An 18,141-nucleotide genomic window follows, 5' to 3' on the forward strand; every position below is an offset into this window, starting at 1 on the left:
CTGCTTTGGTTTTTTAATTATTATTAATCCATTAAATTCTTATTTTTTTACCTTCTTTATTTTACTTGAGTCATTTCCATATTTTTCATATGAGTTTTTAGGTAATTTATTCCAAAATTTTAATATGTTAAATCCACATACTTGCAATCTTTTCCCCAAATTTGTGCAACTAATTAATTCTCTTTTGTATTCTTTTAAACTATTACTTTTTGTAATTTCTATAACATTTTTTACATTGCATGCACCAACAAGCTCATCCTCTAAATTGTTAACCTGTGGTATGCAAATAACATCTTTAATTGCACTCTGTTTTTTTAAGAACTTAACATTGTAATCTAAAATATCTATATTCGTTTCAACATCTGTATCATATACTAGTACTACGGTAGTTCCACTTTTTAAAGGTCTTATTCTTGCAATAGAAAATTTGTTTTGTATTACATTAAATTTTTCCACTTTTCCACTTTCAATACAACCTATCTCCTGTTTCAACGCATTTACTATTTTTTTATCATCTTCACCCTCTACATAATATTGGTATATTCCATTTTTTCTCATCCCGCACCACCCTAACTATAAATCAGCAATTTCATATATTCTATTTAATTCCGGAGCAGTACAAAACAAATCATTTTCAACAGCATTTTTCAGCGAATCTGTATTCCTTTTTAAATACTTAGACGCACTAATACATTTTATTGTTGTTTCATCATCTGACATATCCTTTTTCAAAAATGAATAGGCATGTTTTGGTAACTGCATATCTAAAATATCAGAATTGTGGGTTGTGAAAAACAACTGTTTTCTTCCTTTAAGCTTATCTATTATAATCGATAAACATGCCTTCTCAATGTCACTATTAACAAATGAAAATAACTCATCACAATAATATAAATCATGCATATTACATATAAGTGATGTTATTATATAAGATATTTCAAGTCCAGCTTTAGTCCCACTTGACATTACATTACTATTTTCAATTCTTCCATCTTTGATTATTACAGAACAATTCTCCCAAATAATTGCATATGTGTTTTCAACTTCATTTACCTTTACTACTTCTTTTACTGATGGATCTAACGTTTTTAATATTTGTTCTAAAATAAATATATATTTATCATTTTCTTCAATAGTTTTATATTTTTTTTCCTCTATTACATCTATTGGATACGAAAAACTCCAACCATTTGTATTTATCTTATCATATGTTGTACAACTACAATTTTTCTCATTAAGTTTATTTGCGCACATTTCATAATTATCTTTAATTAAAATAGGAGTATAATATATTTTAATGTCCACTTCATCCTCACTATAATCATCTTTTCCTTTTGGCAATACCTTCATTTCAAATCTATAAAGAATATTGGTATCTGTAACAAAATCAATTGAAATTTTTGCTTCTTTTTTTTCATCAGAAATTCTATCTGTAAATCTTCTAAATCCACCATCATTTAAATAATTTGTAAACAACATAAGCAATCGTCCTAATGATGTTTTCCCAGTGGCATTTCCACCCATAATTATATTTACTTTCTTATATCTAAAATTAGGTCTTTCCTCTAAAAATTCCTCTTCTATTGTTGAATCTACTATTTTCTTTGGATAAGACATATTCATATGAAAATTTTTAAAAGCATAAAAATTATCAACTTTAATATCCATAATAATCATAGCTCGTTCTCCTTTGTTTATTTGTTCGTGTTTTATGAAGTAATACTCTTCCATTTATTATACCTCTTTTTGTTTTATTTTCAAGCATGTATAATTTTATACTTTGTGTACTAAAAAACAAATAAGTTTTAGATGTATATTTTAAATGTTTTTATATTAATCCATATATAACGTCGAACTTTGACAAACCAACACTCAATTGAATTTATAGTATACTTTTTAGTCTTCTAATAAATGACATCATTTTACTAAGATAATTTGCAGTAACTTAATATTCTTCCTTACCTCAACTACTTCTTAAAAACTTCCCGAAGCTCACCCGCGACTTTTTTTCTTCGTGTAAATGGCATTTTGCCGATTCTATAAATGTACAAGAATGGGATTGCCCATTTATGCTTGTAAAAAAATGGGAAAAATTCCTCGATTGTATCCATTGAAGGGAAAAGTCTGCGGAATATGTATTTTGCTTTATCGGATGCTTTCTTCTTCTCACCCTTAGTATACCCCATCTTGTGGGCCACACTATTTTCCAAATTTCCGTATGTTCCGGCGTCAAGAATATATGACAACATATCATGTTCTTTATCATCAAATGAATTCCACCACTTGTCTTGCTCTTTAGCATCAAATGAGCCACATAACTTGTCCTGTTTTTTAGCGTCAAATGACTCTCGCAACATATCCTGCTCTTTAGCATCAAATGAATCCTGCAACTCATCTGCTGCCGCATTGCCTTCTTTAGCATTCTCCCCAAACATTTTAAAGGCAAGACTTCTAAATGTCTGCTCAAAATCATAAGCATCAAGTTTCTTTAGCTGCTCCTCAATATAATCAAAATCAAGCTTATCCTGTAAATTATTAAGATACAAATAAACATCCAAAACAGTTCTTAAGCCCATGCCACTATTAAGAAAATGCTTATATGTGTGCACTATAAAATAAACATAAAAATCATTATCAGAAAAATAAAACTGATTTTTGCCATTTGCATCATTTATCAAAATTGACTTAACATCTTTATAATATTCATACCACTTAGGTCTTTCCTTTGAGCTGACCAACTGTCTGTGCATTTCAAAATTATAAGCAGGCGGTTTCAAATACTCGTCATGATATCCTTTGTTATAGTCGTCAGATTTATATCCTCTTGCTGTCATAAAATCATAGACTTCTTTAGAATATTTATTATCAAATAAAATATCATTGTCAGCCATTTCTCTAAGTTCCGGAGCAGGATAATACTTTCTTATAACCATTCCTTTAAGAAGCATGTACCAAATATTATTTTCCTCAAAAAAATCCTGAATTGCCTCACGCTCTACATCCATGAGAACGCTTTTGTAAATAAGCTGATTCTTCTCCTTTAACCAACGTTTCCAAATATCACTATCAGACTCAAATCCCATCTTCTCCATAGCTTGTTCCATGAGCGAAACAAGATTATGTTTCTTTGCAATATAATAAAATCTTCCTATATTGTTAGCCTCCGAATTATTTTCCCCTACATTATTCGTTGCCTGAGAATTTTCTTTATATGCCTTATTAGCCATCGAAGCTTCTTCCCCAGTATTCTCATTTTTCGCCTGAGAATTTTCTTCATTCGGCATATTCATAAATTTCTCATTAAAAAAATCCTTATCAATTGTCTTATTATTAACAAAATTTCTAATAAGTTCTATTGCCGTATAATAAGTTCTTAAATTTATATTTACCATAACAATTTATCTCTTTCACAAATCTTTAAATCTTTGTTACAAGTATAACATATATTTTAAACTATATTTAACATATCTTCCAAATCTTGTATTATGAAATATATCATCTAGTGTATTGATTTCCAAATCATCAGTAATTCTTATAAATATTCCATTAATGACTTTAATTTTTCTGAAAACAGTTCTTTTTCCTGCTCTGTAATAACATAATTTTATGTGCCTATCTGATTGTGCATAATAAATAAAAAAAAGAGAAACCTTTTTCCATCTAAGGTTTCTCCAAAATACTAAGATAGCTTTCTTACGACCTCATCCACATCGCATTCCGCCGGACTATCACCAATTGCTTCACATATTTCTTTTACATATGAAATATCTTCCTCTAACAATTCTGCTATATTCTCCTGTGACATTCCTTTGTTTAACTTCTTGCAAATCAATGCGACCTTTGTTTTAATTGCCCCAACTGCCTGCCCCTCTTCAAAATAGTCTTCTTTTATATGATCCATAGTCTTTGTTTCATCATATTCCATTCTAAGCATATCTGCCACCTCCGACTTATGCTCCAACAGAAAATCCTTTAAAACATCATGGGAAACACAATATTCTATCGCTTTCTCTATTGCCGTTTCCAAATCATATGTCTTCTGCTGGAACTCTCTAATCTTTGAGACCATTGTAGCATATTCGCGCAGAATTTTGCACTTATTCATCAAATCTTTATTGTTGCCTTCATTAACATTGTAAACTGTTGCTGTCCACTCATATTCTCCTTCTCTGCATGGCATTATAAACGCATCCGAAACACTTTGTCTTTATGTTTTATGTTAGCTTCCGCCATAAACCCTCCATATAAATCGCTCTAGCTAAAGTATCATAATATTTGTAAAACGTTTCATATACCTAATATATCATATTATGTGAAATTATGCAAATATATTTTATGTGATGTTTTCCACTGAATATGAACTATATGTTCTTACTCTTGTATTAGCTATCATAAATATAAAAAAGTAGCGCTCTCAGCTGATAAATGTAGCGCTACTCTGTATATTTCTCTTATTGTAAAAATTGGATTCTATGTAAGCAAATAATGTGCCTTTCTATATTCATTTCTTGCATTTAAAAGATTATCATTCATCATCTTTCCAGTTACAAATTCGTTTTCATCTTCATCACTATTAGGGCATAAATAATATGTCTCCACATAATTAACTTCTTCACCTTTAATGATTATCTTAGCTAGTTGTGTCCTTTCCTCAATCTCATGAACCTTGTCACATATAGGACACTCCATATGAATTCTTCTAATAAGCTTGCTTCCATTCATCGCAACTTCTCCTTTCACAAATGTCGTCATTGTTTACATAGGAAAACAAAATTATATTATACTTCACATAATGAATCATCAGACACAACATCCTTTTTAGTCTCTCATCCTCTAACTTTTGTTAATTTGTATTACTTTATTTCTACAATTATTTTTTGTTTTCTTCATTTACCCTTTCTCTTTCAATTTCGTTTAATGCAATTAAAACCGGCTGATATTTCTTTCTATCCTCATTTACAACTGTATAATATAAAATTCCCAAAATAATTGCCACTATTGCTATACTTGATACTATGGTTTTAATTATTTCTTGTCCAGAAATATTGTCAATTACTAGTGATACCGCTGAAATAAATAAAGCTAATGTTGCCATCCAAAATCCTGGAAAGTTTAAGTCCATTTCTTTTTCTAAAACTGATTTATAAGCAAGATATTTGTTCCTATCATCCCCAATTGATTTTTTCAGACTTATTATATACTGTTTCATTCTTTCCTCAAGGTCATTCTCAGCGAACTTTGTATTTACACCATCTATAATACTATCTAATTCTTTTTTACTAGTGTTTTCATTCATTTTCATAACTATACCCTCTTTATCTTTTTTTTTAGTGTCATAACAATTTTTATTTGAACAATATTTTTGTTTCTCACTATTTTTCAATTTTCTATTATCATTATCTATGTAATCTGATACGCTTTTTTCATATTTCATATAAAACTTTTTTTCTTTATAAACGCTTAAAACTGGATATGCTATAGACATCATATATAAACTCTCAGCAATAGCAATAATAACTCCATTTTGATTATATATTACATAAAAATATATAACTATAAATATTATCATTATTCCTGCGCATACAATTGCGATCTTAAAATAATCAATATTTTTATACCAAGTTCTACAAATTTGAGAATCCATTTTTTTAATCAATAACGGAATAAGCATAATTAAACTTGGTAAAACAAACACCATTCCATCTGAAATAATTTCATATATAGTCATTTTAGGATTTTGCCAATAATATAATAGTACTCCTCCTACTCCAACTGCTAATAAAAATATTATTGATGACATAAAATCAAAAGCACTGTTTGTCTCATATTTACTTCTATCCCAGTCAAATTTAAGCAATAATCCTATATAGTCAATTAATCTTTTTTTGTACTCTTCAAACTTTTCTATATCTTCCTGTTCATTTGCGCAATAATCTTCAATTTCGTATATAACCTTCCATATATGCTCGTCCTGCACTATATCAAGATCTTCATCTTTTTTATTTTTACAATTAACAGAACCATAATAATTAAGATTTATTTTCAATTGCGTTAGATATTCGTTAATATTATCTACATTCGATTTTTTAATGTCTAACGCTATGTCCTTTAGTTCCTTTCTCCAGTCTCCTCTTTTGCTTGTTATCATATTCAATTTATTTACCTGATTTTGTTCTATTCCTTTTACTAACGCTGCTACGACAGCTGATGACAGAACAATATTAAATAAACTATCCATTAAACCACCCCTTTTGTAATATAAATTTGTTTAATTAATATTTTTGGAAAATAAAGATTACGATTGCAATATCCTTTGCAATCTTGCTTGAATTTCTTTAGATAATTCAATTATAAATTAAAAAGAAAAATAAGCTTTTCATATCCCCATTTTCATCTTTCAATTTATTATACAACATATTGTTTTATTTTTCAAGTTTAATTTTTATATTCAGGCTAACTACTAAAGTCCAACATCGTATAGTAAAAATAAGTATAACTATTATCTTTATGCTCTTGATACTATAACATTCCAATTGATATAAGTATAAACGTTTTTGCACTGTTAAATTTAACGATAGTTTCTATTTCTGCAAATAAAAAACACCTACGCCGAACGTAAGTGCTTTTCAACCGAAATCAATTCGGTTATCTCTGTACCAGTATATTAACATATAGCTCTAAATATTACAATCCCTATCAATCTTCCCATTGTTCACAAAAATAAGCCATTAAAAAAAGTCCAATCAACGCCTCCTCCACTAAAGAGTTAAGCATCGACCGGACTATAAAATCAAAACGAAAATCTATCCGTTCCTATATCTAAACTTATAAATTATATAATACGCAAGCCCTCCGACAGTTCCACCTAAAGTATTATAAACCAAATCCGATATCTGGAAGGTTCCAAGGTGAAACAGTAGCTGTGAAAATTCAATGACAAATGAAAAAATACCAACTGTTACGGTAGATTTCCATAAAACTTTTACAATTCTTACATCTTCTCCAATAATCTCATTCTTAAAAGCCCAAAGCAGAAGTACTACAAAAGGTATAAAAAGCACAAGATTTTCTATAGGTTCAGTAGATAATGATCCATCTGATTTATGTAATCCCCAGTCTCCTAATACATCACTTAACGGATCAAACCAAATATTTCTATTTAAAAAAGTTCTAAAAAGAATCATTGCAGAATAAAACATCAAAAGAAAAACTCTTCGAAAAGTAGAACTTTTCTTAAAATTTCTAACCCATGTTCCGAATATATTTTTAATTAGATTTCCTTTTTTCCATCCATGTTCCTTCACATAAAGAAAAACGAACATAGACACAAATGCCAAAAGCACTGCTGCTAAAAACGATTGATAAAGTGCTGTAAGTACACTTTTTATAATATTTGCAATAATATCAATTTCTTTACTCATAATAAACTTTCCTATATACTTTTTGTCTAATTTATATTCTTATGTAATACCTTATAAAATATCCATGGCAACAACTACTATAATCTTAAAATTCAAACAATTTTATATAAATTTTATTTTTAATATATTCAGACATTACCATCATTACGATTATTTCTCTAATAAACTTTTCTTTATTAACATAAGCATTTCATCTTTAGTTATAAACAAGTAAATCACAGTTAACAGGCAAAAAAAGACTCCACCTGCAGCCACCTGTACAACAAGTGTCTTTATATAACATCCCATAATACTACCAATTTCTCTTACTATAGCCATCATACCTATTCCGATTCCCATAATAGGAACATATTTTACTATATATCTAATTATAGGTAATTCTCTTCGAACTGCTATTACCTGAATTATCATTACACTAAATTCTGCTACAACTGTACCAATTGCAGCTCCATTTGATTGATAATGTGGTATCAACATATAATTTATAAGGAAATTCAAAACAGCTCCAACAATTGTCGATATTACATATATATTGTCATATCTATTTGGAATCAAATACTGTGTTCTAACAACATTTGCCCAAGCAATAAAGAAAACACTAATTGACAGTAATGTTATAATCTGAGCACAATCTACAAATTCATTTCCCAGATAGACAGGTGCCAACACCGGTGCAATTCCCATTAATCCAAATGCTATCGCTGAACATAATATAGTAACAAGCTTAATTGAAGTTCTAATATATAAAACCGTCTTGCCTTTCTCACCTTTTGCTATTATATTCGACATTCTTGGAAGCATTACTGTTCCTAAGGCGGTAATAATTCCCATAGGAACATTAATAATTTTCTCTGCATTTTGATATAAGCCAACCTGTGTGTATGTAGACATATCTCCGAGCATAATTTTATCCATAACCTTATATATACTATATGCCAATACTGGAATAAACAAAACTAGTACTGGTTTTATATTTTTTAGGACTTCATTAATAGATACTCTAACAAATTTAACCTCTTTCTTTACATATATCCACAGATATACCTGACTAAAAAAAGTTCCAGCAGACATAATTAATGTATATTTCCATAAATCTGCTGGTGTATGCACAAAAATGAACATACAAATTATTGTACCAATTTTAATCAAAAGATTTCGCCCAATTGTAAGTTTGAATTTTTCTAATCCAAAAAACAACCAGGTAATATCAAACATTCCTGATATAACATACAATAACTGTATTAAAAAAATTAGTTCATTATTTTTAGCAAAGAAAATAGCATATATAATATATGCTAAAATTGCTATGATAAAAGTTGATACCTGTAATATATATATACTGCTAAACACTCTATTTAAAGACTCTTTATTATCCCTAACCGCAGCTACACTACGATTTCCATAATTAGAAATCCCAAGCATTGCCAGCATAAGGAAATAGTACGCAACTGAGTTTGTATATGAATAAATTCCTACTGCCGTTGCACCTAATGTTCTTGAAATATACGGTGCTGTAATTAATGGTAAAAAAATCAATAATACTTGGTATACAATATTATATATAAAATTCTTTTTAATAGATTCCATTCTCTGCCTTTCCTCGATTTATGTATAAATACAAAACTATATCTGATTTCTAATTTTTATTCATCAACTAATATTATTTAAAGATTCTTGAATAACTGTTTCTAAATTGCTTCCTATAAAGGCTATACATAAAATTAAAATCAAAAAATTTTGTGAATAAACTTCTGTTATGCAACATGTAAGATATCCACATATACATGAATTAATAATTATATATGATTTCAATTTTGAATATTTCTTGCATTTTTTTAATACTACTCTAAAGACATTAATATAACACAATAGCCCTATAATTCCCGACTGAATTAAAATTTGTAGGAAAAAGCAATGTGCATTTCTATCTTGTATAACAGTTGCCAACGTTCCTGCTCCATAACCTATAATCGGTTCTTTTCCTATCAATGCTAGAGCTTTATCCCATATGATTGTCCTACTTGATAATGTTAATGTTTTTCCAAGTATATTCTCTATTATAAAAGAAAAAATATATTGAATTCTAAATATAACTATAGATATTCCAACTACCACTACTATAGCCATTGCAATTCTAGGAATTTTATATTTTCCGGTAGTTTTTGTTATAATAAAAATTACCAACATCACACAACTTCCAACAATCGCAGTTGCTGAAGACATAAAATAGATATTTCCCAATAGTACAATTCCATACAAAATAACAAATTTTATGTTTTTTATTTCATATTGAAAAAGAGCTGTCATCAACGCTATCAAAAACATAGGTGTTAGCTGATTTCCCAACCCCAAAAACATATAATCTGCTTCTGTTCCGTAGATTGACATTGTTTGCCAAAGACCATTTGGAACTATAATCGCTACAACAAAATTAATCAAAAACAATGAAAATAACATCAAAGTTAACGCATCAAAAAACGCCTTGATATCCGTGTGCTTAGCTTCCTCCACCATAAATATTAATGTACAAATAACAATACTCTCTTTTGCATACTCCACTATACTCTCTTCATTTATAAATACAGATATTCCCCAAACAACAAAATACATTCCTATTGCCATATCTAATACAGAAATATAGTGTCTTATCACTTTTTTACCAAAGTAATAGATAAAAACAAACATCTTTAAAACCAATAAGAATATAGCAAATTTGCTGTTAATAATAGTATACACAACCTGAGATACTAAAATTGGGAATAAGCTCATCATATATATTAAACTATTCTTGTTAATTTTCATCTTTTATCATTCCTTTTTGAAAAACAATTTCCTGTTCAATAAAATTAATTGACTCTTCCACATACGGTTGTAACTTTTTATCATCATATTCTGGTACTTTTAATAAATCCTTTTCCAATGCTTCTTGTGTTTTAATATATCTTTCCGAAAGTCCCATCTGTTTTAATAAAAATGAAGCTCTGTCATCGTTCCCCCCATCTTTATTTAATCCAATATACCAAAAATTTTTCTTAAACACATACGAAAAAACACTACCATGAAACGAAGATGTCACAACCATTGTTGCATTTGAAACAAGTGACAAAAATGCACTTGGTCCACCCTTTGGTGATAATTTAATTCCTTTTCTTCTTAACCCTCTTCTTGCCCATTCTTTTCCATTCATAATATACACGGGCATATCATATTTTTCGCTCAATTTCTTCAATATATTTGCCTGTTCAGCTTTATAAGTCATCGCATACCAAAAGATATATGGACCTTCTATCATAGACTCATCCGTTATTTTAAGCCATTCCTTTTCACTTATCAATAGTGTCGGATCAACGCAAATATTAACTTTACGTCCTATTAGATTTTCAATCCATTTTTTTGCATTTTGCTCCCTAACTGATATTGCTGAAAAATCTTCGATATAACTTTTATACACATCCTTATTGCTTGATTCATTTGGATTTGAAGCGCCCAAACTAACAGCGTATGCAATTTTTTTAATATTTTCAAACGGAAGCATATAATTTTCATCAAAATCCATCGCATTAATATTCCAAACTTGATCACTTCCAGCTATGATTGCTAAATATTCAGATTCATCAATTTTTAAATCTTCACTTTTTCTGTATTTCTTACTTAATTTGTAATATTTTTTAAATTCATCGTATCCTTTTTCTGTCCTAGCTATACTTTTATAATGTGAAAGATATAATATGTCCCTCAACAAGTCCTTAAATGTCTTTGGCTTGCATAGTATAGAGTACATTCTTTGCTGTACCTCATTCGAATAATCTATAATCTCAGTATCAATTTTATATCTTTCTCTAAAAAAATGCTGTAAAGCATATGCCTGTAGCATAGAACCACTATTGTTAGAAGCATGAAATGTCATTATTCCTATTTTTTTCTTCATATCTTTATATAATTCATTATCTATATATTTAATGAACTATTCTCCTTTTCAATTCTTATAATACTCAAATAATAATTTTTATTTTGAAATTCTATTCCTTATCATAAACATAAAAATAACAGAACCATATTTTTTTTCCTTTAGTAGCGAGACCATCATACGTTGTTTTGAATTAATATTTTCCATATTAATATTTTTTGTTATGACTGACTTATAAGGCTCCATCTGAATCATATTTTTTAAAATATTTTTTCTTTCGCCAAACTTCAACTTATTTTCTGTATGACATATATTTTGCCCACATACAATCCAAATGCTGTTAATTATCATACAATTAATTCTATTATTTATTTTTTGCTTTAAATCTATGTTAAAATCTTCACCTAATCTTTTATCTATCTCATATGTAAATATTTTCTCATTTTCCAAACTATTACTCTGAAATTTATGGGTTGCTGATGTATCTGTAGGTATATATTTATAAATCTCTTTGTTAAGAATAACTGCAGTTTTGCATTTTAAAGCAACATCTACATTAAAAAGCAAATCCTCTCCATGGAACAACTTTTCATTAAATCTAATCTTATTACTATCAAGCATCTCTTTTCTATATGCCTTTGCCCAAACAGCATTCATTTTAAATCCAATTGCGTTACTCTCACCAAGCACTTCCAACAGTAATTCATCTTTATTTATTTGTTTTCTATCCCATTCTTGTATTTTTTTTGTCCCAAAGGCAACAAAATCTATGGATGATTCAATACCATCTAACGCATTTATTGCATCACCCTGCACTAAATCATCTGCATCTACAAAAATTATCCATTCTCCTTTTGCGTTATAAATACCTGTATTTCTTGCATTACTCACGCCTGCATTTTTTTGATGTATAATTCTTATTCTTGTGTCATTTTTTGCTATTGAATCACATATAGATGCTGTTTCATCTGTGGAACCATCATCGACAATAATTATCTCATAAGTTCCATTCCAGTTTTCTATAATACTATCAATACTTTTTTTTATAAACTTTTCTCCATTATAAACAGGTATAACTACACTTACCATATCCAGTACTCCTTAACCAAAGATCTTGATTGCTACAAATACCAATCTATATTTTATGTTAAACGATTTATCAATAGCAAACTTCCAATCAACTTTCTTTATTCTGTCTGAAAGTTCCTTTTTGTAGCCTACATTTTCATCATCATTTCTTATCATTTTCCACAATGACAAACAATGTCTTATATATTGATGTTTATAACATCTATACACAGTTTCCTCTCCCCTAATCAGCGGTTTACTTAACAAATAGTCATATGCCTTTATAACTGAAAATCTTTTAGCACTAAATATATTTGCACTGGCACTTACACCTCTGTGTTCATAGTAATACAATGGTTCCAAAATAAATGCTGTGGTTATGTTATTTTCCAAGAAATCAATACAAAAACATAAGTCTTCACACATATGAATATCATCTTTAAATTTTATATCATTTTCAATAACAATGTTTCTTTTAAATGCTTTATTCCATACAAATCCTCTGAAAGAATTCAATCCCGATATTAGTATAGCACTTTCACTCACATCATCACAAAATGGAGAAACCTCTTTTTCTACTTTGTTTACAATTCCATTATCTTTAAAATTGTACATTATCATTTCCGCTTTTGATGAACATTCAGAAATTTTTTCTAATAAATTTTTTTCTACATAATCATCCGCATCCACAAAGATAACGTATTCTCCTATAGCTCTTTCAATTCCTTCATTTCTAGCTGATGAAACTCCTTGATTTGTTCTTTCTATAAGCTTTAGTCTCTTATCTGATGTGCAATACTTCTTTAAAATATCTCCACTTGTGTCACTTGAGCCATCATTAATAAAAATCACCTCAAAATTTTTATATGTTTGACCAATTAAACTTTTTATACATCTTTCAAGAAATTGTTCTGCATTATATACAGGCACAATTATACTATATTTTACTGATTCCATTTCCTAACAATCCAATGCTTTCTTGTCTTATTTATGTAACATATCTATACATATGAATATTTTTAACCATTAAATTTTCTTATGTAATATATACGTTTCATTTTCTCTATGAACTTGTCTTTTAAAGATATCTTCATAAACTTCAAACAATGTTCTTCTATGTTTTCATTATTAATATTATCAAAAAACCTTTCTCGTTTATCATTCCACTCAACCGAATTTTCTACCATAATCCCATCAAGTTCAACCGCCTTTAAAGTATCAATGGGATATTTTTTCAACGTCTTTAAGCCGTCTAAAATTTCTTTTCCTTTATTACTTTGTATTATAATATTGGTATATCCTCTATCATCATCCTCTATGTTTGCTAATTCAGACGCATGCCAACCGTCATAAAGTGTAAGGTCTGATTTATGCTGTATATGCTTAAAATTACATTCATAACATGATGGACGTGAACACAAATCTGAAAAAAATGCTTTAAGAAAATAATTAGTTCTTGCAGAACCAAAATATACTTTTCCATTTCCAAACACAACTTTCATTGTTCCACTGTGATAACCGAATGTTTTGTTTCTAAACCTTACATCAACTATTTTGCTTTTATATTTCTTTTCTAGGTACTCCACATATTTTCCCAAAAAAAGTGGAGATGGATTTCCACGACATATAACATCAATCGTTAATAAATTTTTGTAATCTCTATTTAAATAGCTTTTCAATCCTTCTACTTGACATGGTACTCCTGAAAAGCATACTAATTTACCACTTGTTAAATCTTCCTTTATCTTTGGAAAAATGTCTCTTATTTCACTTCTAACATATTTTGAGCATGGTATTTTTGATATTCTATTATCATTTTGAGAATCCACTCTAATATGCTTTACTACCTTTTCTTCATCTACAATTACTCCGTATACAACTCCGTCTTTCTGTAATACATATTCCATAATTGAAGTAAAAACACTTCCTGATGTTCCCGTCAAGAGAACTTTATCTCTTACATCTCTTGCCAAAATACTTTCAGGAATTCCCTTTTCATTTTCTCTTTTCTTTGTCATAGGGCATACCTGCTCGCATAATTTGCAATCAATACACTCAATTACGTTTACATTAGGATAAATAAATCCCTCATTATCTTCTTTCATGTCAATACATTTTTTAGGACAAATACTTGAGCATGCGGTACATCCGCAACACTCCTTTTTATTTTTTATCTCAATCACGAATTTTCTCCGTTTCACTCTCTATTATTGTTAACACATTCCTATTTAATATCAGCAAACGCCTCATCTAAATACTTATCTGTATCCTGTTTTAGCTTTCTAATTTTATCTGTTACCAACTCATAGTCTATATTTTCATTTAACTGTTCTTCTAAAGTTTTATTAGAGTTATATCTTCTTTCTTGTAAGCCAAGATTATTGCACAGAGTATCTATTCTTGAATTTTTTGAATTCTTTGATCCCGCTGCATATCGATTAAATACTATAAACTTTTTATTATTTATAATTGAAAAGCACGAACCATGAAATGAATCTGTACATACATACGCTGCTCCTCTTAATAAATTTATAAATCGTTCCGGTCCAACATCGTAAAGTGCAATATCTCCAAATGTTTCATCTTCTGGAATGTACTGATCTAAATGTCGTAGTACCACAATCTTATACCCTAATTTATTGGCTGCGGCTTCTACTTTCTTTCGATATTCGACTGTATTCCCCAAAAAGTATGCAAAAATATATTCTTCTGATATTTCATTCTTAACCGGAATCAATTCTTTCCATTGTTCTTTATCAAAATTAAACACTGGGTCTAAAATCACAGGGACCTCTTTTCCTATTAGTTCTTTTACGATTTGACTTCCTCTGTTTTCGCGCATGCTAATATAATCTAAACGTTTTAAATAATTTGCTGTTCTCTTAGTTTGATACCATGGAATCTGGCTTACTCCAAAACTTGATGCATAAGATATTTTTCTAACTTCATCAGGTACAAACATCAAATTATAAAAGTTTGTAGGCAGTCCTGCCGGTGACCAAAGTTGATCACTTCCTGATATAACTGCACTATATTTCTTTGCTCCCTTGCATAACTCCTTATACCCTACATACTCTGTTGAAAGTTTAATGAATTTATTTTTTTTGAACTCATCAAATGCTTTCATACGAATTGCATTATTTTCCGCAAATTCCGGGTGTTTCATCATCCCTTTTTTCTTTAAAAAAGCCTCATATTTATCCTTTAAAAGCACAGTATTCAACAATCTTGGAATTGATTTTATTTTTTTTCTTAAAGTTAGATTCTTTTTGTATCTAATTAATTCATATTCCATTTCTCTTGATTCTAGCATTTTTATTGTTGCAAATGCTTGTAACATTCCACCATAATTTTCATGAAAATATTTAATGCAAACACCTATCATTCTTTTTTCTCCTATCAACTCTTCTTTGCAAGTAACTGTTCATATATCTCACTCATTTGTTTATGTGAAATATCCATTCTGAATTCTTCTGCCTTATCAATACATGCATTTTTCATTGATCTTCTTAAATTTACATCACTTAATAATTTTATTTTATCTGCAAACTCATCCGCATTTAAAGGAGAACACAAATACCCTGTTTTTCCATCAATAACATAATCCTTTATTCCTTGCACTCTGCTACCAATAACAGGAACTCCTGAAGCTAATGCCTCAATTCCCGCAAGTCCCAATCCTTCCCTCAAAGAAGGTAATACTGCAATATCTGCACATTTATTAAGTTCTGGAATATCTTTTCTAAATCCAAGAAATTTTACTCTTACATTTTTTTCTTCAGCATATTTTTTTAAGAAATCATATGTTCCAAAATTAGTCATTGCCTTTCCGCAAATAAGAAAAACATATCTTTCGTCTTCTAACTTAGATAATGCTTCAATAATAACTCTATGATTTTTTCTCTCTGATAACTCGCCCACTTCCAAAACAGCAATGTCTTTATCTGTTAATCCTATAGAATTTCTGTAACTGTATCTATCTATTTTACATTTATGATATCTATCTGTATCTACACCAACACCATTAATATGATAAACTTTCTTGCAGGCCATTTTCTTCATTTGTGCGAAATCTTCATTATTAATAGTAATAATACCATCTGTAATATGTGAGCATATCCTTTCTATACTTCCATATACAATCTTTTTCTTTAAAGAACATCCCTTTGGAAAAGTTAAGCCATGTGTAGTATAAGCCACAACACATCCTTTTCTTCTCTCATGCATAGTTGCAATTCTCACAATTGCCCCCGGTATAGGCGTATGTACATGAACAAAATCAAAGTGATACTTTTTTATTAGTCTTTTATATTCTTTAAATGCTTTAATGCTTTCTTTACTAATCGGAGATGTTGATGAAAAATCAATTTGATGGAACATAACTCCAATAGAAGCAAAAAGTTCTTCCGGTACAAATGTTGACACTGAATTTCCATTTGCCGCACAATGCACTTCATATCCCATTTTTTGAAGCAATTTCATGTCAGATATCAAAAACCCCTTTAAGAATCCCCCTGTAGCTGCTACTATTAGTGCTCGTTTCATATTTTTACCTTTATTCTCCCATCTGTTTTGCAATATCTGCATCAACTATTTCTTCACCGCTCTTATCTTTAAGCTGTTCTCTTGAAGCGTCGCTTAATCCGTCATTAATTGTTGCGCACATATCACAAGTACTGCATTTATCCAATTCCTCTTTAGTTACCTTTCCATCTCTGTAATCACGTACAATTTTGTTTTCATACATGCTATATGGATGTTTGCTAAATAAAGCTTTAAACTTGTGTTTAAGTACCCAGAATCCAGGTTTCCAGATGTACTTGTGCATTGCTGGAGACACTGAACCTATCATCCAACAGTCTCTGTCACAGCAGCGAACCTTTGCTCTAACATGCTCTGCTTCAGGGCTATTCCATAATTCATCCCAGCTCTGATTGTTTAAGTTACCCATTACTTCTTTGTCTTTTGTTCCGTTACATGGCATTACATCACCATATGGATCAATAAAGAATGTATCAAAACTCATATCACAAGGAAGTAATCTTTTCTGTCCATAAATATAATTAATAAGACCATGGTTAAAATATGCTCTCATCCATTTCTTAGGACTCTTTGATCTAAGTAATTCATTAATTAAATCTTCGAAATTCTTAGCTACCATTGGACGATCTTTAATTATATTTTTTGCTTCTACAAAATAGAAACTATTATGTAATGAAGCAGTTGCAAATTCCATTCCCATTTCATTAGAAATCTTATAAAGTGGTACTAAATCAGGTGCATTCTTGTCCTGAACTGTCATTCCGAAACCAACATCCTTCATTCCCATTTCACGTAATTTCTTAAGTGTTGTATAACCTTTGTTATATCCGTCATCTAATCCACGGATTTCATTGTTTGTCTGTTCAAGACCTTCAATTGAAATACGAATTCCGATATTAGGAAATTCCTTACATAAATCAACAATTCTATCTGTAAAGAATCCATTAGTTGAAATAACAATTCTATCGCTCTTCTTATATAATTCTCTAACAATGTCCTTCAAGTCTGTACGTATAAAAGGTTCTCCACCTGTTATATTTGTAAAGTACATCTTCGGTAATTTCTTAATTGTTTCAATTGAAATTTCTTCTTCCGGTTTTGATGGTGCCTTATATCTGTTACACATTGAACAACGTGCGTTACATCTATATGTTACGATAACTGTACCATTTAATTTTTTCTCTGCCATTACGTTCTCTCCCT

Annotated in this window: 16 protein-coding genes; all 16 read right to left on the reverse strand. The window is 29.5% G+C overall.

What is annotated here, in order from left to right:
• Positions 1-39: 39 nt before the first annotated feature.
• Complete coding sequence (locus tag ABMA45_RS05740; RefSeq protein WP_022088930.1) at positions 40-558, reverse strand: hypothetical protein; 519 nt, start codon at positions 556-558, stop codon at positions 40-42.
• A gap of 15 nt (positions 559-573) precedes the next feature.
• Complete coding sequence (locus ABMA45_RS05745; RefSeq protein WP_347996197.1) at positions 574-1,677, reverse strand: AAA family ATPase; 1,104 nt, start codon at positions 1,675-1,677, stop codon at positions 574-576.
• 290 nt (positions 1,678-1,967) lie between these two features.
• A complete protein-coding gene (locus tag ABMA45_RS05750) occupies positions 1,968-3,392 on the reverse strand; it encodes a nucleotidyltransferase domain-containing protein (protein ID WP_022088932.1) in 1,425 nt (474 codons plus the stop codon).
• A gap of 287 nt (positions 3,393-3,679) precedes the next feature.
• Positions 3,680-4,180 carry a hypothetical protein gene (locus ABMA45_RS05755; protein WP_022088933.1) on the reverse strand — a complete coding sequence of 167 codons (501 nt, stop codon included), beginning with the start codon at positions 4,178-4,180 and terminating at the stop codon, positions 3,680-3,682.
• Positions 4,181-4,470: 290 nt separating this feature from the next.
• Positions 4,471-4,722: a hypothetical protein gene (locus ABMA45_RS05760; protein ID WP_022088934.1), complete on the reverse strand. Its 252-nt coding sequence runs from the start codon at positions 4,720-4,722 to the stop codon at positions 4,471-4,473.
• 148 nt (positions 4,723-4,870) lie between these two features.
• On the reverse strand, positions 4,871-6,238 hold the full coding sequence (locus tag ABMA45_RS05765) for a hypothetical protein (RefSeq protein ID WP_022088935.1): 1,368 nt from the start codon (positions 6,236-6,238) through the stop codon (positions 4,871-4,873).
• Positions 6,239-6,803: 565 nt separating this feature from the next.
• Positions 6,804-7,421, reverse strand: coding sequence for a VanZ family protein (locus ABMA45_RS05770; protein ID WP_022088936.1), 618 nt, complete (start codon positions 7,419-7,421; stop codon positions 6,804-6,806).
• Between the two features lie 150 nt (positions 7,422-7,571).
• Entirely contained in the window at positions 7,572-9,008 is a 1,437-nt protein-coding gene (locus ABMA45_RS05775; RefSeq protein ID WP_022088937.1) for a flippase, read from the reverse strand.
• 63 nt (positions 9,009-9,071) lie between these two features.
• On the reverse strand, positions 9,072-10,223 hold the full coding sequence (locus ABMA45_RS05780) for an O-antigen ligase family protein (RefSeq protein ID WP_022088938.1): 1,152 nt from the start codon (positions 10,221-10,223) through the stop codon (positions 9,072-9,074).
• Positions 10,213-11,349, reverse strand: a complete 1,137-nt coding sequence (locus ABMA45_RS05785) for a polysaccharide pyruvyl transferase family protein (protein ID WP_022088939.1) — start codon at positions 11,347-11,349, stop codon at positions 10,213-10,215. Before ABMA45_RS05785 ends, ABMA45_RS05780 begins: the two co-directional genes overlap by 11 nt.
• 78 nt (positions 11,350-11,427) lie before the next feature.
• On the reverse strand, positions 11,428-12,417 hold the full coding sequence (locus tag ABMA45_RS05790; protein WP_022088940.1) for a glycosyltransferase family 2 protein: 990 nt from the start codon (positions 12,415-12,417) through the stop codon (positions 11,428-11,430).
• A gap of 12 nt (positions 12,418-12,429) precedes the next feature.
• Positions 12,430-13,353 (reverse strand): glycosyltransferase family 2 protein, encoded by a 924-nt coding sequence (locus ABMA45_RS05795; protein ID WP_022088941.1) that lies wholly within the window; start codon positions 13,351-13,353, stop codon positions 12,430-12,432.
• A gap of 62 nt (positions 13,354-13,415) precedes the next feature.
• Positions 13,416-14,579, reverse strand: a complete 1,164-nt coding sequence (locus ABMA45_RS05800) for a Coenzyme F420 hydrogenase/dehydrogenase, beta subunit C-terminal domain (protein ID WP_022088942.1) — start codon at positions 14,577-14,579, stop codon at positions 13,416-13,418.
• A 41-nt stretch (positions 14,580-14,620) separates the two neighbouring features.
• Positions 14,621-15,781, reverse strand: a complete 1,161-nt coding sequence (locus tag ABMA45_RS05805; RefSeq protein ID WP_022088943.1) for a polysaccharide pyruvyl transferase family protein — start codon at positions 15,779-15,781, stop codon at positions 14,621-14,623.
• Between the two features lie 14 nt (positions 15,782-15,795).
• Positions 15,796-16,941 (reverse strand): glycosyltransferase, encoded by a 1,146-nt coding sequence (locus ABMA45_RS05810; protein ID WP_022088944.1) that lies wholly within the window; start codon positions 16,939-16,941, stop codon positions 15,796-15,798.
• 10 nt (positions 16,942-16,951) lie between these two features.
• On the reverse strand, positions 16,952-18,127 hold the full coding sequence (locus ABMA45_RS05815; protein ID WP_022088945.1) for a radical SAM protein: 1,176 nt from the start codon (positions 18,125-18,127) through the stop codon (positions 16,952-16,954).
• Positions 18,128-18,141 lie beyond the last annotated feature (14 nt).

It is taken from the genome of Eubacterium sp. CAG:156, assembly GCF_000434315.1.
GTDB classification, from domain to species: Bacteria; Bacillota; Clostridia; order Lachnospirales; family Lachnospiraceae; genus Eubacterium_U; species Eubacterium_U album.